This is a genomic window from Streptomyces venezuelae, assembly GCF_008642335.1.
In the GTDB taxonomy this organism is placed as follows: Bacteria; Actinomycetota; Actinomycetes; order Streptomycetales; family Streptomycetaceae; genus Streptomyces; species Streptomyces venezuelae_F.
Genome location: NZ_CP029191.1, coordinates 5,843,513 through 5,864,092, shown reverse-complemented (window position 1 = coordinate 5,864,092; position 20,580 = coordinate 5,843,513). Strand labels below are relative to the sequence as shown.

The window sequence follows — 20,580 nt, the reverse complement described above, 5'->3', positions numbered from 1 at the left end:
ACACACGCGCACGCACGCAACGTACGCGCCACATCCTCAGCCCATGAACTTCTTGAACTCGTCCGGCAGCTCGAAGTCCTTGCCCGGCTGCGCGCCCGGCATCCCGAAGGCGGAGCCGGCCTGGTTCGCGGCCTCGCGGCGCGCGGCGGCCTCCTGCTCCTCCTGCTTGCGCTTCATCGGGTTGCCCGACTTCCGCTTGCCCTTGGCCTGCTTCTGCTTCTTCTTCTGCTTGCCGGCGCCACCGCCCATGCCCGGCAGCCCGGGCATACCCGGCATGCCGCCGCCCTGAGCCATGCGGGACATCATCTTCCGCGCCTCGAAGAACCGCTCGACGAGGTTCTTCACCGCGCTGACGTCGACACCGGAACCCTTGGCGATACGGGCACGGCGCGAGCCGTTGATGAGCGTCGGCTCCTGCCGCTCGGCAGGCGTCATCGACTTGATGATGGCGGCCGTGCGGTCGACGTCGCGCTCGTCGAGGTTGTTGATCTGGTCCTTGATCTGCCCCATGCCGGGCATCATCCCGAGCAGCTTGCTGATGCTGCCCATCTTCCTGACCTGCTCCATCTGGGCCAGGAAGTCGTCCAGGGTGAAGTCCTGGCCCTTCTTGGACGCCAGCTTCGAGGCCATCTTCTCGGCCTCTTGCTGCGAGAAGGTCTGCTCGGCCTTCTCGATCAGCGTGAGCATGTCGCCCATGCCGAGGATGCGGGACGCCATGCGGTCCGGGTGGAACGCGTCGAACTCGTCCAGCTTCTCGCCGTTGGAGGCGAACATGATCTGGCGCCCGGTGACCTGCGCGATCGACAGCGCGGCACCACCGCGCGCGTCACCATCGAGCTTGGAGAGCACGACACCGTCGAAGCCGACGCCGTCACGGAACGCCTCGGCCGTGTTGACCGCGTCCTGACCGATCATCGCGTCGACGACGAAGAGGACCTCGTCCGGGCTGACGGCGTCGCGGATGTCCGCGGCCTGCTGCATCAGCTCCTGGTCGATGCCGAGGCGTCCGGCGGTGTCGACGATCACGACGTCGTACTGCTTGGTCCGCGCGAACTCGATGGAGTCCTTGGCGACCTGAACCGGGTCGCCGACGCCGTTGCCCGGCTGCGGGGCGTACACACCGACACCGGCGCGCTCGGCGACGACGCTCAGCTGGTTGACGGCGTTGGGACGCTGCAGGTCGCACGCCACGAGGAGCGGCGAGTGCCCCTGCCCCTTCAGCCAGAGGCCGAGCTTTCCGGCGAGGGTCGTCTTACCGGCACCCTGCAGACCCGCCAGCATGATGACGGTCGGCGCGGTCTTGGCGAACCGGAGGCGGCGCGTCTCGCCACCGAGGATGCCGATGAGCTCCTCGTTGACGATCTTGATGACCTGCTGGGCGGGGTTGAGGGCCTGGGAGACCTCGGCGCCGGCCGCACGCTCCTTGACCTGCTTGATGAAGGCGCGGACGACGGGCAGGGCCACGTCAGCCTCGAGCAGGGCGATGCGGATCTCGCGCGCCGTGGCGTCGATGTCCGCCTCGGACAGGCGGCCCTTGCCCCGGAGGTTCTTGAATGTCGCTGCGAGGCGGTCGGAGAGAGTATCGAACACGGCGGTCGCGAATCCTCGGGTCGGGGAAAGGGGGACAGGTCGCCTTCCAGAGTATCTGTCCGGACAGGGTCCCTGCCCAGCCCCATACGTTCTCGCACGAGGCCACACCTGGCAGCCCCCGCCGCGCGGCACCCGCGTACGAGACACGAGGGGACGTGGGGGTATGTGCGCACGGAGCACCGAGCACACGGAGGCGCCCAGAAACATCGGACCCCGCCGCAGGGATGGCGAGTACGCACATACCCCCGCGGCCCCGCCCCTACAACGCACAACAGGCGCCTCGAACCAAGCCCCCCTACCCCCGCAAAACCCCCTCCACCTCCCGGGCCACCCCCACCGCGACATCCCCCTCCAACGGCCCCCCGTCCACCCCCGTCACATAGAACGCGTCCACCGCGTTCGCCCCCAGCGTCGACACATGGGCGCTGCGCACGGCGACCCCCGCCGCCTCGAGCGCCCGCCCGATGCGATGCAGCAGCCCCGGGGCGTCCTGGGCCCGCACCTCGATCACCGTGGCGAGCCGCGAAGCCGCCGGAGCCACCGTCACCCGCGCCGGAGGCGCCACCGTGCCCCTGCGACGCGGATACGCCGCCTCCCTCTCGGCGAGCCGCGCCTCGACGTCCAGCGACCCGTCGAGCACCCGCACCAGATCCGCCCGCAACCGCGCGGCCTGCGGCATGGAGCCGTACTCAGCCGCGACCCGCCAGCTCAACAACAACACCGAGCCCCCCGAACCGGACCCGACGCCGACCGAACCAGACCCAAGGCCACCCGCACCGGACCCCATGCCGAACGGCAACGTCACCACCCCCAACTCCGCGGTCCGCACGGCGAGCCGATGCAACGCGAGCACCCCGGCGACCGACGACAGCACCCCCGCCCGCTCCGGTACCGCGACCACGAGCTCCACCCCGAGCGGCTCCGGCCCACCCTCCTCAGACGGAACCCCCGAGTCCGCCCGCATCGACAGCACCGGACCACCCGTCCGGTACGCCTCCACCGCGAGCCGCTCCTGCTCCGCCGTCGGCGCCGCGTCCTCCGTGGCCCGCTCCTCGGGCGCCTCCCCGGACAGCACCGCCGTCACCCGCTTCACCAGATCGGCGACGAGCGCCCCGCGCCACGTCGACCAGGCCGCGGGCCCGGTGGCCAACGCGTCCGCCTCCGTCAACGCGTGCAACAGCTCCAGCGTGCCCACGGAGCCGACCGCCTCGGCGACACCCCGTACCGTCGCGGGGTCGTCGAGGTCCCGGCGCGTGGCCGTCTCCACGAGCAGCAGATGGTGCCGGACCAGGCGCGCGACGACCGCCACGTCCCCCGCCTCGAAGCCGATCCGCGCCGCGATGTCGCGGGCGATGGTCTCCCCCGCCATGGAGTGGTCCCCGGGCCACCCCTTTCCGATGTCGTGCAGCAGCGCGGCCACGAGCAGCAGATCGGGCCGCCCCACGCGCCGCGTGAGCGCCGAGGCCCGCACCGCCGTCTCGACGAGGTGCCGGTCGACCGTCCAGGTGTGGACGGCGTTGCGCTGCGGACGGCACCGCACCCGCTCCCAGTCGGGCAGGAACCGGGTGATGAGCCCTTCGGCCTCCAGCGCCTCCCACACCTGCACGGTCGGCCGCCCCGCCCCGAGCAGCGTCACGAGCTGCTCGCGCGCCTCGGCGGGCCACGGCGTGGCGAGGGGCCGCGCGGTGGCGGCGAGGTGACGCACGGCGTGCAGGGACAGCGGGAGGCCCGCCTGCGCGGCGGCGGCCGCGGCGCGCAGCGGCAGCACCGCGTCCCGTTCGGGGCGCGCCGCGCGGGCGAGCACGGCCTCTCCGTCCTGCTCCACGACCCCGTCGGCGAGCGGCGACCGCTCGGCCACCGGCGCCCGGCTCCCGCCCCGGCCGCCCGTCGGGCCACCGCTCCGGACGCCGCTCCGGCCACCGAGCATCGACCGCAGCCGCGGCCGCCCGGCCCGTGCCCGCAGCACGCGCCCGACCTCGCGCCAGGTGACGTCGCCCGCGTAGGCGACGACGCGCGCGGCCTCGTACACCTGGCGCAGCAGCGTGTCCGCGTCGAGGAGGCCGAGCCCGGCGGCGACCTGGTCCTGTTCCTGGAGGGCGAGCCGATCGGTGGCGCGGCCGGTCGCCAGATGCAGGGCGTCACGTACGTCGAGGAGGCGTCGGCGGGCCTCGTCGAGGCCTTCGCGGGGCGCGTCGGCGAGCCAGGACGCGGCGACGGCGCGCAGCGCGGTGGCGTCGCGGAGTCCGCCCCGCGCCTCCTTGAGGTCGGGTTCGAGCAGGTGACCCAACTCGCCGTGGCGTTCGGCCCGTTCGTCGCAGAGCTCGCGCAGTTCGGGCAGGCGTTTGGGGGCCTGGTTGCGCCAGTCGGCGAGGACGGCGGTGCGCAGCGCGGTGGTCATGCCGAGGTCACCGGCGACGTGCCGCGCGTCGAGCAGCCCGAGGTGCGCCTTGAGGTCCTCGCCCGCGGTCTTCCGCGCTTCGGCGGGCGTGCGCACGGAGTGGTCGAGGGCGATCCCGAGGTCCCACACGGGGTACCAGAGGCGGTCGGCGAGCGCGGCGAGCTCCTTGGGTCCCGCGCTCCCGTCGTGCAGCAGGAGGAGGTCCAGGTCGCTGCGCGGCGACAGTTCGCCTCGTCCGTACCCGCCCACAGCGATGAGCGCGGCGCCTTTCGGGGTGCCTCCCGGGGTGCCCGAGGGCCCTGCCCGGAAGAGGCCGGCCAGCCAGTCGTCCGTCAGCTCGGCGAGGGCGGAACGGCGCGGCGGCCCGGACCGCGCCTCCTCGTGGAGGAGCCGCAGCCGGGCCGCCGCGTAGCCGCTGGGGCCGGAGTCTTCCGCTTCCGTCTCGGTCCGTACGTCCATACTCGTCACCCGGCAGCTCCCGTTCGGTCCCGTTCAGTCCTGCTCAGTCGTCCCGTTCCGCCCCCTTGCCCAGCTCACAGCGCGTCGGGTCCGCGCTCCCCGGTCCGCACCCGCACCGCCGTGTCGACCGGGACGCTCCAGACCTTGCCGTCGCCGATCTTGCCGGTGCGGGCGGCCTTCACCACGACCTCGATGAGCTGCTCGGCGTCGTCGTCGTCGACGAGGACCTCGATGCGGATCTTCGGCACGAGGTCGACGGTGTACTCGGCTCCTCGGTAGACCTCCGTGTGGCCGCGCTGCCGTCCGTAGCCGCTGGCCTCGGTGACGGTCAGGCCGTGCACGCCGAAGGCCTGCAGCGCCTCCTTGATCTCGTCGAGCCGGTGCGGCTTGACGACCGCGGTGATGAGCTTCATGCGTCCACCTTCTTGTTCCGCTGAACCTGAGCCGTGTCCTGCGCGCCGCCGTCAGCGCCATCGGCGCCATCAGCGCCATCAGCGCCGGGCGCAGGTACCGCCGCCGTACGAGGAGCCCTGCCCCCGCCCGCCCCGCTGAAGTCGTACGCGGTCTCGGCGTGCTCGACCTGGTCGATGCCCGCGACCTCGTCGTCCTCGGAGACCCGCATGCCGATGGTCTTGTCGATGAGGAGGGCGAGGACCGCCGAGGCGATCAGGGAGTACGCGAGGACCGCTCCGACGCCCGCGAGCTGCTTCCACAGCTGGTCGAGGCCGCCTCCGTAGAACAGGCCCTGCGCCTTGGACTGCCCGCCGCCGGTGGCGAAGAAGCCGACGAGGATCGACCCCGCGATGCCGCCGACCAGGTGGACCCCGACGACGTCGAGGGAGTCGTCGTACCCGAACCGGAACTTGAGCCCGACCGCCATGGCGCACAGCACACCCGCGATGGCGCCGATGGCGATGGCGCCGAGCGGCGAGCAGGAGCCGCCGGACGGGGTGATGGCGACGAGGCCCGCGACCGCGCCGGACGCGGCGCCGAGGGTGGTGCACGCACCGTGGCGGAGCTTCTCGTAGAGGAGCCAGGCGAGCATGGCGGCGGCGGTCGCGACCTGCGTGTTGACGAACATGAGCGCGCCGACGCCGTCGTCGTTGCCGAGCCACGAGCCGGCGTTGAAGCCGAACCAGCCGAACCACAGCAGGGCCGCGCCGAGCATCACGAGCGGCAGGGAGTGCGGGCGCATCGGGTCCTTCTTGAAGCCGACGCGCTTGCCGATGACGAGGATGACGCCGAGGGCGGCGGCTCCCGCGTTGATGTGGACGGCGGTGCCGCCCGCGAAGTCGATGACGCCGAGCTCGAAGGCCCAGCCGCCCGTGCCCCACACCCAGTGCGCCACGGGGAAGTACACGATCGTGGCCCAGAGGGCGATGAAGAGCGCCCAGGCCGTGAACTTCACGCGGTCCGCGAGGGCGCCGCTGATCAGCGCGGGCGTGATGACGGCGAACATCAGCTGGAAGACCGCGAAGACGTAGACCGGGATGGTGTAGCCGTCCCAGAGCTGGTTGATGCCGAGGCCGCTGAGCCCTACGTAGTCGCCCTCCCAGCCGAAGAGGCTGCCGTGGTCGGTGCCGAACGCGACGGAGAAGCCGTACAGCACCCAGAGGATCGTGACGATGCCCAGGCTGATGAAGCTCATCATCAGCATGTTGAGGGTGCTCTTGACGCGGACCATGCCTCCGTAGAAGAAGGCCAGGCCCGGGGTCATGAGCATCACCAGGGCGGAGCAGATGAGCATGAAGCCTGTGTTGGCGGCAGACAGCTCGGGGGCGTCTGCGGCGATCGTGATGCCTGGGGGCATCGGCGTCTCCTCGCTGTGGGGCCGGTTGTGCGCCAGAGACTGGCCGAGCGCCGTTTCGGCGGGGGCCCCTCGGTGTTTCGCCGCAGTGACGAAGAGGTCGTGCGTGTTACGTGCCCATGAACTCGCGGGTCGCGCGGGGTGCGCGCCGCACCCTTGTGCGCGGTACTGGAACCGGCCGCGGCGGCCATCCGGCTGACCTGGCATGGGGGAGCCGAGTCGGGCTGTTAGGGATGGTCCTGCCGCGGCCGGGGCAGGTCGTGCCGGACGTCAGACCGCCTCCACGGTCTCCGGCATCTCGATGGCGAGCCGTTCGGTGAGCTCGACGACTTCGGCGACGTCCCCGAAGTCCCGCACGGCGGTGTCGACGGTCTTGCGCAGGCGGGTGTTGACCCGCTCGGAGCGCACTTTCTTGGCGATGCCGAGCGCCTGTCCGGCGAGGACGGTGCTCTGCTCGGGCTCGCGTTGGAGCAGGTGGACGGTTGCCTTGCCGATGAGGTTCAGCGCGTACGAACGCTGGTGTTCGAGGTCCTTCTCGAAGAGTTCCACGGCGCGGTCCATGACGGGTTCGGCCAGCGAGGCGTACGTGGGGCTGCGGCCCGCCACGTACGCCAGGTCGCGGAACGAGTGGGCGTTCTCGCCGTTCAGCTCGGCCTCGGAGAAGAAGCGGATCCAGTCCGGCTCGGGCTCGCCGAAGTCCTCGGCGTCGGCGAAGGTGTCCTCGGCCATCCGCACGGCGCGCTTGCACTTGCCGGGCTGGCCCATGCTCGCGTACGCCCTGGCCTCCATCGCATACAGCATGGCCTGGGTGCGCGGCCCCGCGCAGTCCCGGCTTCCGTACTGCGCGAGGTGGATGAGTTCAAGCGCGTCGTCGGGCCGGTTGAGGTGGATCATCTGACGGCTCATGCTCGACAAGATGTACGACCCGAGGGGCTTCTCGCCCGCTTCCTTGGCGGCGTGCAGGGCGAGGACGAAGTACTTCTGGGCGGTGGGCTGGAGCCCCACGTCGTAGCTCATCCAGCCCGCGAGTTCGGCCAGTTCGCCCGCGACCTTGAACAGGCGCTTCGAGGTCGCCTCGGGCTGGGGCTCCTGCAGCAGGTCCGTCACTTCGTGCAGCTGCCCGACGACGGCCTTGCGCCGGAGCCCTCCCCCGCACTGGGCGTCCCACTGGCGGAACATCACCGTCGTGGACTCCAGGAGGTCCAGCTCCGGCTTGGAGAGCCGCGCCGGGCGGCGCGACGCGGCGGGCTCGGGGTCCTCGCGCGGCGTCGCCGGCGAGGGCACCAGCCAGCGCTGCATGGGCTCGATGAGGGCGGGGCCCGCGGAGAGCGCGAGCGAGGTGCCGAGGAAGCCGCGGCGGGCGAGCATCAGGTCGCTGCGCGAGAACTCACTGATGAGCGCGACCGTCTGCGGTCCGGTCCAGGGCAGGTCGACCCCGGAGGACGCGGGCGTGCGGTGCGCGGCGCGCAGGCCGAGGTCCTCGACGGCGACGACGCAGCCGAACCGCTCGGAGAACAGCTCGGAAAGGATGCGGGGAATCGGCTCGCGCGGATTCTCGCCGTCCAGCCAGCGGCGCACCCGAGAGGTGTCCGTGGAAATGTGATGTGCACCCAACTGCCGTGCCCGTCGGTTGACTTGCCGGGCCAGCTCGCCCTTCGACCAACCGCTGCGCACGAACCACGACGTGAGCATCTCGTTGGGGCGCTTCTCCGCGTTCGCGCCGCCTCCGCCATTGCCGCTCACTGGAACGCCCCCATCCCTCAAGACATCTGCGCGCTGTACACGGCTAGCCCTAACAGAATGCCGCCACTCGCCGCTGTCCGTCCGGAGAATGTCACCCATCGAACAGGAAACCGACTTGCCTCCGGCATACCCACGAGTGCTCGAACTTCCAGGGCCGTGTACTGAAAGTAATCCTACGATCACCCGTCCGGCGAGGGCGATCGCGGAAACGCCACCATTCGCCACCCCTTCGAATGAACTCCCTTGCCCCCACAAGCGATTCACTTGACATAGGACGGATGAAAGTGGGCGCAGCGATGTGCGCCGGGGCGTATGACACCGGGCGCACCACCCGTCGAGCTCCAAGGCGCCGTCAAGAACAGAGGGTCACGATCCGATTCCGTCACGTAACCGAGGCACGCTCGACCCGTTGGAGGGGGCATGGGCTTCACGATCGGCGGCATCCGGGGAACCGACCGGCCCCGGACCGGATCACGGCGGCGCGGCCGCACATCGGACTGCACGGCGGTGGCGGAGTACACCGGACTCTGGGGCTGGGCCGCGGTGCCCGGCGCCCGCGCGCTGGACGGCGTCTGCTCGTGCGGGGCGGCCGACTGCGCGGCGCCCGGCGCCCACCCGCTGGGGTTCGCCCCCGAGGTCCCTGCCGGGGCCACGCTCGACGAAGTGGCGGACGCCTGGGCCGAGTTCCCGGGCGCTGCGGTCATGCTGCCGGTGGGACGCGCGTTCGACGTGATCGAGGTGGCGGAGGCCGCCGGACGGCGCGCGCTGGTCCGGCTGGAGCGGATGGGCCTGCCCCTGGGACCCGTGGCGGTCACGCCGGACGGCCGGGCGCAGTTCTTCGTCGCCCCCGGCGCCGCGACCGAACTCCCCCAGCTGCTCTACCGGATGGGCTGGGACGACGCCGCCCTGGACCTGCACGGTCTGGGCCGGGGCACCCACATCACCGCGCCCCCGTCCGACCGCGGCGGCCTCGGCCCGGTCCACTGGCTCCGCTCCCCCGCCCTCGACTCGGCGACGAACCCGCCGCAGGCCCGCCTCCTGCTCGGCACCCTGGCGTACGTCGCGCACCGCTCGCCCGCGTAGCCCGCACGGGCCGCCACAGACGGAAGGGCCCCCTCGCATCTGCACCGTGCGAGGGGGCCCTTCTCCGCGTACGAGAGTCGCTGTACGAGAGTCGCTCTCAGTCGCCGATGAGCGCGTCCACGAACGCCTCGGGCTCGAACGGCGCCAGGTCGTCCGCGCCCTCACCGAGACCCACCAACTTGACCGGCACGCCCAGCTCGCGCTGCACGGCGACGACGATGCCGCCCTTGGCGGTGCCGTCCAGCTTCGTGAGGACGATGCCCGTGATGTCGACGACCTCGGCGAAGACGCGGGCCTGGATGAGGCCGTTCTGCCCGGTCGTGGCGTCGAGGACGAGCAGCACCTCGTCGAGCGGGGCGTGCTTCTCGACGACGCGCTTGACCTTGCCGAGCTCGTCCATGAGACCGGTCTTGGTGTGCAGCCGGCCCGCGGTGTCGATGAGGACGACGTCCGCGCCGTCCGCGATGCCCTCCTTGACGGAGTCGAAGGCGATCGACGCGGGGTCGCCGCCCTCGGGGCCGCGGACCGTGCGGGCGCCGACGCGCTCGCCCCAGGTCTGCAGCTGGTCGGCGGCGGCCGCGCGGAACGTGTCCGCGGCGCCGAGGACGACGGTGCGGCCGTCGGCCACGAGGACGCGGGCCAGCTTGCCGGTGGTGGTGGTCTTGCCGGTGCCGTTCACGCCGACGACCATCACGATGCCCGGGGTCTCCAGGCCGGACTCGGTCTTCACGGTGCGGTCGAGGTCCGCGCCGACGAGCGTGAGCAGCTCCTCGCGGAGCAGCGTGCGCAGCTCGTCCGGGGTGCGGGTGCCGAGGACGCGGACGCGCTCGCGCAGCCGCTCCACGAGCTCCTGGGTGGGCGCGACGCCCACGTCCGCCGTGAGCAGCGTGTCCTCGATCTCCTCCCAGGTGTCCTCGTCGAGGTGCTCGCGGGACAGCAGCGTGAGCAGTCCCTTGCCGAGTGCGTTCTGCGAGCGGGAGAGCCGGGCGCGCAGCCGGACCATGCGGCCGGCGGTGGGCTCGGGGGTCTCGATCTCCGGCGCGGCCGGTTCGGTGACGACCGGCTCCTCGACGACCGGTGCCGACGCGGTCGGCTCGGCGAGCGGGAGTTCCACCTCCTCGATCGTGCGGCGCGGTTCGTCGCGCGGCGTCTCGGCCTCGTCGCCGACCTTCGGTTCGGCGGGAGGAGCGGTGATGGTGGGCGTGCCGGAGGGGGCCTGCGGGGGCAGCTGCTTCTTCTTGCGGCTGCCGATCACGAGCCCGCCGAGCGCGCCGATCACGACCACGGCGATGACTACAGCAAGGATGACGATTTCCATAACCCGTCCAGTATCGGCCATGGCCCCGTAAGAGGCCCAGATTGTGGTTTCCTCCAAAGAACATATGCCTTGCGAGGGCACTACTCGGACTAAAGTACGATGGAGGTCTCCGCATCAACGCGCGTAGAGTCCATCGCGATCACCCCCACCGACGGGTCGCAGCGTTGCGAGCCGAGCGAGAGGCACGGACCCACCCCCATGAGCACCACCGCCGAAACCGAAGGCGCCCTCGAGACACGTGGCCTCGAGCCCGTTCCGGACGCCGAGCGCACGGGCCGTACCCGTGAACTCTTCCCCACCTGGGTAGCGGCCAACATCAGCGTTCTGCTGCTCACCATGGGCGCGGGCCTGATCGTCTCCAACCGCCTGAACATCTGGCAGGTCCTGGTCGTCGCCCTCGTCTCACCCCTGTTGAGCTACGGAATGGTGGGGTTGATCTCCATCGCCGGCAAGCGCGGCGGCTCACCGGGCATGACGCTCTCCCGCGCGGTCTTCGGCCAGCGCGGCAACCTCTTCCCGGGCGCCCTGATCTGGGTCGCCCGCTGGGGCTGGGAGACGATCAACGCGGTCACGGGCGCGTACGCGATCATCACCGTCCTGAACATCTGCTTCGGCGTCGAGTCGAGCACCTGGCTGACGGTCGTCACGCTGGTCGCCTTCGTCGCCTGCACGTTCCTGATCAGCGGCCTCGGCCGGAAGATCCTGCACGTCTGCAGCACCTGGTCGACGTACGCCTTCGGCGCGTTCAGCGTGCTCGTGCTGGTCTACCTCATCGCCGAGACCGACTGGTCGGCCGTCTTCGACAAGCCCGCGGGCTCCACCGCGATGATGGTCGCGGGCGTCGGCACGATCGCCGCGGGCGGCATCAGCTGGGTCCCCACCGGACCGGACTTCACCCGCTACCTGCCGCGCACGGCCTCCAACAAGCCGCTCATCGGCCACGCCATCGGCGGCGCCGGCATCGTCGTCGTCCCGATGGTCCTGATGGGCGCGGTCATGGCGGTCTCCGACCCGAAGCTGTCCTCGGCGCAGGACCCGGTCTCCTTCCTCGGCGAGCTGCTCCCGATGTGGATCGCGGTGCCGTACCTGCTGATGGCCCTGATCGGCATGCTGCTGATCAACTCGATGTCGATGTACTCCGCGGGCTTCACCGCCATGACGCTCGGCATCAAGGTCCCGCGCGCGTGGGCGGTCAGCGTGAACGCGATCATCAGCCTGATCTTCGGCTACATCCTGATGAACGTGGCGACGAGCTTCATGGGCTCGTTCATCTCCTTCCTCACCCTCCTCGCGGTCGCCTTCTCCGCCTGGATCGGCGTCTTCGGCGTCGACATGCTGCGCCGCAAGACGTACGACGGCGAGGCGCTGATGGACACCAAGCGCACCAGCGCCTACTGGTACAAGGCGGGCTTCGCCTGGCAGGCCATGACGGCGTGGGCCCTCGCCCTGATCGTGGGTCTGCTCTTCACCAAGGTCGACTGGTTCAGCGGCCCGCTCGCCACGTCCTGGATCGGCCGCCACGGTCTCGGCTGGCTGACCACGATCGTCATCGCGGCCGTGCTGTACGCGGTCCTGCCGAAGACCCCGCTGCCCGAGAAGGACCCCTCCGGCAAGGACAACGGCGAGACCGAGCTGGTCTCCGCCTGACCCCCGCCGATATCACGACGGATATCCTCAACTTCCGTACGAGGCTACCCATCTGACCCCCGGTCAACTAGCGTCCCCCTTCGCCGCCCACGCACGGTGAAGGGGGACGTTGTCCATGCCCACCACAGTCGTACGGTTCAACCTCGTCGATCCCGCCGCCACACCCGCCTCGTTGAGCGAGCGCTACCGTGCCGCCCTGGAGATGGCCACGTACGCGGACGACCGCGGCATCTCCACGATCCAGACCGAGGAGCACCACGGCGCGGAGAACAACTGGATCTCCTCGCCCTTCACGTTCGCGGGCGCGGTGTTCGGGGCGAGCCGGCGGATCGCGGTGACGGTCTCCGCGATCATCGGCCCGCTGCACGACCCGCTGCGGCTCGCCGAGGACATCGCCGTCCTCGACCTGCTGAGCGCGGGCCGTCTGGTGACGGTGGCGGGGATCGGGTACCGGCCCGAGGAGTACGAGCAGTCGGGCGTCGACTGGAAGAGCCGCGGCAAGCTCCAGGACGAACTCCTGGAGACGCTGCTCGAAGCCTGGACGGGCGAGCCCTTCACCTTCCGCGGCCGCACCGTGCGGATCACGCCGCGCCCCTTCACCCGCCCGCACCCGCTGCTCCTCGTCGGCGGCTCCTCGAAGGCGGCGGCCCGGCGCGCGGCCCGGCTCGGCCTGCCGTTCTTCCCCAGCGCCCACCTGCCCGACTTGGAGGCGTACTACCGGGAGCAGCTCAGGGAGCACGGCACGGAGGGCTGGACGATGATGCCGGCCGCCGAGACCCCGCTGCTGCACATCGCGGACGACCCGGACCTCACCTGGGCCAAGCACGGCGAGCACTTCCTGCACGAGGCACGCACGTACGCCTCCTGGCAGAACAAGGACATCCGCTCTGCCGTGAAGTCGACGGCCACGACGGTGGAGGAGCTGCGCGCCGAGGGCGTGTACCGCGTCCTGACGCCCGACGCGTGCGTGCGGTACGCGAAGAGCGGCGCGGACAGCCTCGTCCTGCACCCGCTCTCCGGCGGCATGCCGATCGACGAGGGCTGGCGCAGCCTGCACCACTTCTGCGAAAACGTACTGCCCCGGCTGAAGGACAAGTGAGCACGAGTCCTTCGGCCGGGGCAGCTTCCTGAAGAGGAGGGGGCAGCGGGGGTTAGCCCATCTCCTCCAGGGCCTTGCCCTTCGTCTCCTTGACGAACTTCATGACGAAGGGGATCGAGATGGCGGCGAACGCGCCGTAGATGATGTACGAGCCGGTCAGGGACCACTCGGACATGCTCGGGAACGTCTTGGTGATCGCGAAGTTGGCGAGCCACTGGGCGGAGGCGGCCACACCGAGCGCGGCGGCGCGGATGCGGTTCGGGAAGATCTCGCCGAGCAGCACCCAGACGACCACACCCCAGGACAGGGCGAAGAAGAGCACGAAGGCGTTGGCGGCGATGATCGCGGTCAGGCCCTGCGCGTTCGGCAGCGAGACGGTGTCGCCGGAGCCGGTCTTGTACGAGAACGCCCACGCCATGGTGAACAGGGCCGCCGCCATGCCCGCGGAGCCGATGATGGCGAGGGGCTTGCGGCCGATGCGGTCGACGAAGATCATCGCGATGACCGTACCGATGATGTTCACGATCGACGTCTCGAACGAGTACAGGAACGAGCTGCTCGGGTCCTTGCCGATCGACTGCCACAGCTGGTTCGAGTAGTAGAAGATCACGTTGATGCCGACGAGCTGCTGGAAGACCGAGAGCCCGATGCCGATCCACACGATCGGCAGGAAGCCGACCTTGCCGAGCAGGTCCTTGAAGGACGGCTTGTGCTCGCGGTGCAGGCCCCGCTCGATCTCGTCGACGCGCGCGTCCAGGTCGATGGAGGTGCCCTCGACCTCGCCGAGCACCTTCTTGGCCTCGGAGTGGCGTCCCGCCGAGATCAGGAAGCGCGGCGACTCCGGGATGATGAAGGACAGCAGCCCGTAGAGCAGCGCCGGGATGACCATGACGCCGAGCATCCACTGCCAGGCCTCGAGCCCGCCGATCTTGCCGCGCTGGTCGCCGTCGGCCATGTTCAGGATGCCCCAGTTGACCAGCTGGGAGACGGCGATGCCGATGACGATCGCGGCCTGCTGGAACGAGGCGAGACGGCCGCGGTACGCGGGCGGCGCGACCTCGGCGATGTAGGCCGGGCCGATCACCGAGGCCATGCCGATGCCGATGCCGCCGATGAGGCGCCACACCGTGAGGTCCCAGGCCGCGAAGGGCAGGGCCGAGCCGACGGCGCTGGCCGCGAAGAGGACGGCGGCGATCTGCATGCAGCGGATGCGGCCGATGCGGTCGGCGATGCGTCCGGCCACGGCGGCGCCGACGGCACAGCCGAGGAGCGCGGTGGCGATGATCCAGCCGAGCATGTTGGCGTCGACGTCGAAGCGGTGCTGGATGGCGACGGTCGCGCCATTGATCACCGAACTGTCGTAGCCGAAGAGGAAGCCACCCATCGCGGCGGCCGCCGTAATGAAGATGACATGGCCGAGATGGTCCGGGTGGGCCTCTCTGGCTCCGGACTGGGGCGCCTGCGATGTGCTGGTCACGTGTACTCCTCGGGCCACCGGCAGCGCTGCCGGGGGTGGGGGCGAGCTCTTCAAGTGGCGCACAACTTCACGCCGCCCACCACCTGAAGGTAAAAGCAACGTTGCAGAGACTATGCCTTCAAGTTTCGAAGTCAATAGGTCGGCTGCTGTGACTTTATGAGCACACTGAGGCCGCTTGGATTCAAGCCTTGAAGCCATGAAGGGGGGTGAGTGATCCGCCGCAACACCTAGCGAAGGCGCTGGCTGATGACCTTCGAGACGCCGTCGCCCTGCATCGAGACGCCGTACAGCGCGTCCGCGACCTCCATCGTGCGCTTCTGGTGCGTGATCACGATGAGCTGCGAGGCCTCCTGCAGCTCCTGCATGATGCGGATGAGCCGCTGCAGGTTGGTGTCGTCGAGCGCCGCCTCCACCTCGTCCATCACGTAGAACGGGCTGGGCCGTGCCTTGAAGATCGAGACGAGCAGCGCCACGGCGGTCAGCGACCGTTCGCCGCCGGAGAGCAGCGAGAGACGCTTGACCTTCTTGCCGGGCGGCCGGGCCTCCACGTCCACGCCGGTGGCGAGCATGTTGTCGGGATCGGTCAGGATCAGCCGTCCCTCACCGCCGGGGAACAGCCGCGAGAAGACGCCCTCGAACTCCCGGGCCGTGTCGTAGTAGGCCTCGGTGAAGACCTGCTCGACGCGTTCGTCGACCTCCTTCACCACCTGGAGGAGGTCGCTCCGTGTCTTCTTCAGGTCTTCGAGCTGCTCGCTGAGGAACTTGTGGCGCTCTTCCAGCGCCGCGAACTCCTCAAGGGCCAGCGGGTTCACCTTCCCGAGCTGCTGATACGCCCGTTCGGCGGACTTGAGCCGCTTCTCCTGCTCTCCCCGGACGAACGGCACCGGCAGGTTGCGCGGATGGCTCGGGTCGTCGGGCAGCTCCTCGCCCTCGGCGGCGGGCGAGGGCGGCACGGGCTGATCGGGGCCGTAGTCGGCCACGAGTCCCGCGGGCTCCACACCGAGCTCCTCCAGTGCCTTGGTCTCCAGCTGCTCGATCCGCAGCCTCTTCTCGGCTCCTAGTACCTCGCCCCGGTGAACTGAATCAGTCAATTTGTCGAGCTCGGCCTTGAGATCGCGGCCCCGGCCCCGCGCGGCGTGCAGCTCCCGCTCCCGCACCTCCTTGGCGCGCTCGGCCGCGGTGCGCTCGTCGTCCGCCCGTACGAGGGAGACCTCGACGTGGGCGAGCAGCTGACGCCCGCCGGACGCGACGGCCTCGGCGACCGCCGCCTCGTGGCGCAGCCGCGCCTTGCGCTGCTCGGCACGCGCGCGTGCCTCGCGTTCGGCGCGGGCGGCCCGGTCGAGGGAGTCGGCGCGGCCCGCGAGGGCCTTCACCCGCTCCTCGTGCGTACGCGCCTGGAGCCTGGCCTCCATCTCGGTCTGCCGGGCGTTGGCCCCGTCGGCGGCGAGCCGGTCGCGCACGGAGGTGTCGGGCTCCTCGTCCTCGCCGCCCTGGGACGCCTCCTCGGCGACGGCGAGCCGCTCGGCGAGCTCCTCGGCCTCCTCGACCGCCTTGTCCAGGGCGTCCTGCGCCTTGGCCGCGGCGGCGGTGCTGCGCTCGGCCTCGCCCGCGGCGCCCCGCGCCTGCCCGGCGAGCGCCCCCAACTGCTGTGCCACGGAGGACTTCTCGCGGTCGGCGGCCTTGCGCCGCTCCCCCAACTCCTCGACGAGCGCCGCGCACTCCTTGCGCCGCTCCCCCGCGCGCTCCTGAGCCAGCGCCAACTCCTCGCACTGAGCGTCGAGTTGCTCCAGCTCGGCGGCGGCCTCATCGACGGATGCCTGCACTTCGAGCAGGCTCGGCGCGCCCGCGGACCCGCCCTGCGCGAAGTGCGCCCCGAGCAGGTCCCCTTCGGCGGTGACGGCGGTCAGTTCGGGGTGCGCGTAGACGACATCCTCGGCGTCCTCCAGCGTGCCGACGGCGACGATCCCGCGCAGCAGCCGCCGCACCGCGGGCATCAGCTCGTCAGGTCCCCGCACGAGGTCGGCGGCGTACGGGGGCCCGCCGGGACGTTCCTTCCGTACGTCGTCGGGGACGCCGCCGAGGAGCATCGCCGCACGCCCCGCGTCCTGCTTGCGCAGCAGGCGGATGGCCTCGGCGGCGGTGCTCGGGCCGCTGACGGCGACGGCGTCGGCCGCGGCGCCGAGTGCGGCGGCGACGGCCACTTCGTGGCCGGGGGCGACGGTGAGCAGCGCGGCGGCCGGGCCGAGCACCCCGGTGAGCTGCTCCTTGGCGGCGAGCAGCGCGCCCGTGCCGTCCTTGCGCCGCAGGCCGAGCGCGAGCGCCTCGCGGCGGGCGGCGACCGCGGCGCGTTTGCGTTCGGCGGCGGTGGCGGCCTCGCGGGCGGCGGTGAGCGCGGCCTCGGCGTCGGCGAGCTCCCGCTTCGCCGCGTCGTGCCGCTCGCCGAGCTCGGCGTCGTCCGCGTCGAGCCCGTCGACCTCGGCCTTCAGCTGCTCGTACGCCTCCTGCGCCACGACCGCCCGCTCCGCGGCCTCGTCGCGTGCGACGGCGAGCCGGTCGATCTCGGCCTGGGCGGACGCGGCCCGCGACCGGGCGGCGTTGACCTGTCCGTGCAGCCGCGCGAGCCCCTCGCGGCGGTCGGCGATGGCCCGCGCCACGTCCTTGAGCCTGCGCTCCTCGACGGCCAGCCGCTGTTCGAGGTCGGAGCGGTGGGCGACGGTGTCGTCCAGGGCGTGCTCGGCGGCTTCCAGGGCGGCTTCGAGCTCGGCCTCCTGTTCGCGGATCCGGGCGGCCTCCCGCTCCATGTCCTCGGGGTCGCGGCCGCGCCGTTCCTCGGGCGGTGCGGCGGTGGCGCTCTTGACCCGGGCGTCGGCCAGCGAGACGGTGCCCCGGACCCGCTCGGCCAGCTGCGACAGCTCGTACCAGGTCTGCTGGGCGCGCTGCAGCCTCGGCGTGAGGCGGCGCACCTCTTCCTCCAGCTGCGCCTCGCGCTGCAGGGCGGCCTTCAGCTCGGCCTCGGCGCTCTCCTTGCGCTCCTTGAGGGCGGCTTCGTCGGCGACCTCGGCGTTGAGCGCGTCGCGCATGCGGACGAGGTCGTCGGCGAGGAGGCGCAGGCGGGCGTCGCGCAGGTCGGCCTGGATGACGGCGGCCCTGCGGGCGACGGCGGCCTGCCGGCCCAGCGGCTTGAGCTGGCGGCGCAGTTCGTCGGTGAGGTCCTGGACGCGGGCGAGGTTGGCCTGCATCGCGTCCAGCTTGCGCAGCGCCTTCTCCTTGCGCTTGCGGTGCTTGAGGACGCCGGCGGCCTCCTCGATGAACGCGCGGCGCCCCATCGGGTCGGCGTGCAGCACTCCGTCGAGCTGCCCCTGCCCGACGATGACGTGCATCTCGCGGCCGATGCCGGAGTCGGAGAGGAGTTCCTGGATGTCGAGGAGACGGCAGGTGTCGCCGTTGATCTGGTACTCGCTGCCGCCGTTGCGGAACATGATCCGCGTGATGGTGACTTCGGCGTACTCGATGGGCAGCGCGCCGTCGGAGTTGTCGATGGTGAGGGACACCTCGGCGCGTCCGAGCGGGGGCCGCCCGGTGGTGCCGGCGAAGATGACGTCCTCCATCTTGCCGCCGCGCAGGGATTTGGCGCCCTGTTCTCCCATGACCCAGCTGAGCGCGTCCACGACGTTGGACTTGCCGGAGCCGTTGGGTCCGACGACGCAGGTGATGCCCGGCTCGAACTTCAGTGTCGTCGCCGAGGCGAAGGACTTGAAGCCGCGCAGGGTCAGGGCCTTGAGATGCACGCCGTCGGACTCTACCTTTCACTGACCGTTTCACCGATGAAGGTGCAGGGCACATCAGACGGTAAAGGGAGCAGCGTACGGGGGGACAAGAAAGAAGGGACGCCGAAGCGTCCCTTGAATGTCTTGCATACCTGAGGACAAGCGGCCGGGCGACACTGACGGTCTGACCACTTGTCGGGTACTCGAGAGGTACTAAGGGCGCTTGTTCATCTGCTCAAGGCCCTGGTGCCAGTGATCGGATAGGGGTCAGGTGAGCGCAGGCTCCGCCTGGGGTACGTCGATGCTCTCCAGGAGCGATTCGTGAGAAGCGGCAGCCGCGAGCGCGTCGTTCTCGGCCTGGATACGGCCGAGCTCGGATTCGAGATCCTGGACGCGCTGCTGGAGCCGTCGCATCTCGGCGAGGAGTCGCGGGTCGCTGCCGCCGACGTAACCGAGAAGCGCCTTTGCCATGATGGATGGTCCTCCACACTGAGTGACCGACCGAAGCGGTGTGGGTCGTGAGGGAATCGCACCCGCGGTGCTTGGCACTCATTGTTTCGCTGGGTCTTGCTGGCCGTTCTCACATGCCAAACAGCTAAGGTGCGCGGGGCTTCCAGAGTCTCACCAAAAAGTTTGACGGTCAACACGATCACACCCCGTATTGGCGGGCGACCCGGGGGCGCGCGGCCTGGAAACCGGCGGCGCTGCTACTCCTTCGGGGCCCTGGGGGCGTGGAGATCATCCTTACCTGCGGAGCCTGCCACGGCAAGCCGTTCTTGGCAACCACCAGGCTTTTTCTGCCTCAGGCAGTTGCCCCGGACACTCGTCGGGCACCGCGCCGCGCCCGTCCCACCGCGTTCGCCCGGGTCAGGCTCACCGAATGGCGAAGGTCTCGTATATGCCACGCGGTGTGTCCCAGATCTCGGTGACTCCGTCGACACGGCCGGGTGTGTCGCCCTCGCGCAGCCAGTCGAGCAGCGCCTGACAGCCGATCCGGGGCCCTTCGGCGACGACCTGGACGCGGCCGTCCTCCAAATTGAGAGCAAAACCACTCAGCCCGCCGATCTCCAGGGCCTTGGCCCGTGTGAACCAGCGGAATCCCACGGCCTGCACGCGTCCGCGCACCCAGGCGGTGAGTCGTACGTCTTCGTTCATGGGTGCACGCTAACCGGCCAATTGCTCTGTGAGCACTTCGTCCCCATGCGCCATCGCGTACAGTCGCGAATCGATGAGCCTCACTCATATGGGTGAGTCACGTTGATCTTAGGACGAAAGGTCAGGAGATGGGACGCCACCGACGCTCCGGCGCCGGCCGCGCCGCCGCCACCCCTGAGAACCACCCGGGAACGGTGTCGCACCGCCGCAAGGGCCGTGCCTCCGCCCCCGTCCGCACGGGCCTGCTCGGTGTCTCCGCCGCCGTCGCGATGGGCGCCGTCGCGGTCGCCGCGGGCGTGCTCCCGGGCAGTGACGGCTACCGGCTCGGCGGCGGGACCGACCCCGGCGAGGTACGCTCCGCGGCCGTCCCCACCGAGGTGGACGCCCAGGGCGGCAAGAGCGGCGAGGCCGGTCGCGGCGAACCGTCGCCGAGCCGCGGCACCGGCCGCTCCGAGGCCCCGAAGCCCACTCCCTCCAAGGCCGAGCCGAAGCCCTCGAAGAAGCCGTCCGAGAAGCCGTCGTCCAAGGCGCCCGAGCGGGACACCGACAAGGGCGGCGAGCCGAAGCCCGCTCCGTCCCACAAGCCCGAGAAGAAGCCGGAGACTCCGCCGCCGGGCCGCTCCGAGTCGTCCTCCGACGAGAGCACGGCCGAGGCCGCGGTGCTCACCCTGGTCAACCAGGAGCGGGCCCAGGCGGGCTGCCGGCCGGTGCGGGCCGACGACCGCCTCGCCGCGCTGGCCGGCGACTTCAGCGCGGACATGGCCGAGCGTGACTTCTTCGACCACACCGACCCGGACGGCGCGACGCCGTGGGACCGCGCCGAGAAGGCCGGGATAAAGGATCTGGGCGGCGAGAACATCGCCCGCGGCCAGGCGAACGCGCAGTCGGTGATGGACGCCTGGATGAACAGCGCGGGCCACCGCGCCAACATCCTCAACTGCGACTACAAGACGCTGGGCGTCGGGGCGCACTTCGCGCCGGGCGGCCCGTGGTGGACGCAGGACTTCGGCTTCTGAGCCGGTCTCCACCCGCTCCCG

General features: G+C 70.8%; 14 protein-coding genes. 4 read left to right on the top strand and 10 right to left on the bottom strand.

The genetic code is table 11. From position 1 onward, the window contains the following. Nucleotides 1-36 precede the first annotated feature (36 nt). The 5 genes from ffh to DEJ49_RS26590 form a co-directional block, all read right to left on the bottom strand. Entirely contained in the window at nt 37-1,590 is a 1,554-nt protein-coding gene (ffh, locus tag DEJ49_RS26610; protein WP_150186446.1) for a signal recognition particle protein, read from the bottom strand. 295 nt (nt 1,591-1,885) lie between these two features. Then, nucleotides 1,886-4,456: a [protein-PII] uridylyltransferase gene (locus tag DEJ49_RS26605; RefSeq protein WP_150186445.1), complete on the bottom strand. Its 2,571-nt coding sequence runs from the start codon at nt 4,454-4,456 to the stop codon at nt 1,886-1,888. A gap of 65 nt (nt 4,457-4,521) precedes the next feature. Further along, the gene (locus DEJ49_RS26600) at nt 4,522-4,860 is read right to left on the bottom strand and encodes a P-II family nitrogen regulator (RefSeq protein WP_150172692.1); all 339 of its coding nucleotides are present in this window, start codon (nt 4,858-4,860) and stop codon (nt 4,522-4,524) included. After that, entirely contained in the window at nt 4,857-6,257 is a 1,401-nt protein-coding gene (locus DEJ49_RS26595; RefSeq protein ID WP_150186444.1) for an ammonium transporter, read from the bottom strand. Before DEJ49_RS26595 ends, DEJ49_RS26600 begins: the two co-directional genes overlap by 4 nt. Before the next feature lie 267 nt (nt 6,258-6,524). Continuing rightward, nucleotides 6,525-7,997 carry a hypothetical protein gene (locus tag DEJ49_RS26590; RefSeq protein ID WP_150186443.1) on the bottom strand — a complete coding sequence of 491 codons (1,473 nt, stop codon included), beginning with the start codon at nt 7,995-7,997 and terminating at the stop codon, nt 6,525-6,527. A 420-nt stretch (nt 7,998-8,417) separates the two neighbouring features. Here DEJ49_RS26590 and DEJ49_RS26585 point away from each other — a divergent pair, with 420 nt between their 5' ends. Further along, nucleotides 8,418-9,080: a bifunctional DNA primase/polymerase gene (locus DEJ49_RS26585; RefSeq protein ID WP_150186442.1), complete on the top strand. Its 663-nt coding sequence runs from the start codon at nt 8,418-8,420 to the stop codon at nt 9,078-9,080. Between the two features lie 97 nt (nt 9,081-9,177). On the opposite strand, the gene ftsY is transcribed toward DEJ49_RS26585, so the two are convergent. Next, nucleotides 9,178-10,398: a signal recognition particle-docking protein FtsY gene (ftsY, locus tag DEJ49_RS26580; protein WP_150186441.1), complete on the bottom strand. Its 1,221-nt coding sequence runs from the start codon at nt 10,396-10,398 to the stop codon at nt 9,178-9,180. 198 nt (nt 10,399-10,596) lie between these two features. On the opposite strand from ftsY, the gene DEJ49_RS26575 reads away from it, so the two are divergent. Next, nucleotides 10,597-12,045, top strand: coding sequence for a purine-cytosine permease family protein (locus DEJ49_RS26575; RefSeq protein ID WP_150186440.1), 1,449 nt, complete (start codon nt 10,597-10,599; stop codon nt 12,043-12,045). A gap of 115 nt (nt 12,046-12,160) precedes the next feature. Next, nucleotides 12,161-13,144, top strand: a complete 984-nt coding sequence (locus DEJ49_RS26570) for an LLM class flavin-dependent oxidoreductase (RefSeq protein WP_150186439.1) — start codon at nt 12,161-12,163, stop codon at nt 13,142-13,144. Between the two features lie 52 nt (nt 13,145-13,196). On the opposite strand, the gene DEJ49_RS26565 is transcribed toward DEJ49_RS26570, so the two are convergent. The 4 genes from DEJ49_RS26565 to DEJ49_RS26550 form a co-directional block, all read right to left on the bottom strand. Further along, a complete protein-coding gene (locus DEJ49_RS26565) occupies nt 13,197-14,621 on the bottom strand; it encodes a sugar porter family MFS transporter (protein WP_150186438.1) in 1,425 nt (474 codons plus the stop codon). Between the two features lie 227 nt (nt 14,622-14,848). Further along, nucleotides 14,849-18,409 (bottom strand): chromosome segregation protein SMC, encoded by a 3,561-nt coding sequence (gene smc, locus DEJ49_RS26560; protein WP_150186437.1) that lies wholly within the window; start codon nt 18,407-18,409, stop codon nt 14,849-14,851. Between the two features lie 246 nt (nt 18,410-18,655). Further along, nucleotides 18,656-18,859, bottom strand: coding sequence for a hypothetical protein (locus DEJ49_RS26555; protein WP_055551056.1), 204 nt, complete (start codon nt 18,857-18,859; stop codon nt 18,656-18,658). A 402-nt stretch (nt 18,860-19,261) separates the two neighbouring features. Further along, complete coding sequence (locus tag DEJ49_RS26550) at nt 19,262-19,543, bottom strand: acylphosphatase (protein ID WP_150172673.1); 282 nt, start codon at nt 19,541-19,543, stop codon at nt 19,262-19,264. A gap of 128 nt (nt 19,544-19,671) precedes the next feature. Here DEJ49_RS26550 and DEJ49_RS26545 point away from each other — a divergent pair, with 128 nt between their 5' ends. Beyond that, entirely contained in the window at nt 19,672-20,559 is an 888-nt protein-coding gene (locus DEJ49_RS26545) for a CAP domain-containing protein (RefSeq protein ID WP_150186436.1), read from the top strand. Nucleotides 20,560-20,580: the final 21 nt, after the last annotated feature.